Genomic DNA, 568 nt, shown 5'->3' with positions numbered 1-568 from the left:
TCCTCAGTGGAATCGGCACCCCGAGCCTAACGGCTCAAGGCGGGCAACGCCGCCCACTTCAGAGTTTCAACAGAGACCGGGACATTCCCAGCGCCACCGCCATCAGGAGTTCATCCGATTCCTCAACCGCATCGAGCGCGAGGTGCCGGCCGACAAGGCCATCCATGTGATCCTCGACAATTACGCGGCGCACAAGAAGGACAAGGTCCGAGCCTGGCTCGACCGTCATCCGCGCTGGACCTTCCACTTCACCCCGACCTCGTGCTCCTGGCTCAACGCCGTCGAGGGCTTCTTCGCCAAACTCACGCGGCGCAGGCTCAAGCACGGCGTCTTCCATTCCGTCGTCGATCTTCAAGCCGCCATCAACCGCTTCATCCGCGAATACAATGCCGAAAGCCTGCAACCATTCGTCTGGAAAGCCGATCCCGATGACATCATCGCCGCCCGAAACCGAGGGTTCCAAACGTTGGAATCAATCCACTAGCACTACTTTGGCATATTTTTAGCGCGCGACGATTTTAGAGATTCCCAGGATGGGTTTTCGATGATTCATAGGAGGTCGGCTTTT

The 568-nt window shown here is 57.9% G+C and carries 1 protein-coding gene; it reads left to right on the top strand.

What is annotated here, in order from left to right; genetic code table 11:
* Window positions 1-484: IS630 family transposase (locus tag VQ044_RS25565; protein WP_331827928.1), on the top strand; the 484-nt coding region annotated here is incomplete at its 5' end.
* Window positions 485-568: the final 84 nt, after the last annotated feature.

It is taken from the genome of Aurantimonas sp. C2-5-R2 (genome assembly GCF_036549495.1).
Lineage (GTDB): Bacteria > Pseudomonadota > Alphaproteobacteria > Rhizobiales > Rhizobiaceae > Aurantimonas > Aurantimonas coralicida_A.
This window is presented reverse-complemented; position numbering and strand designations above follow the sequence as displayed.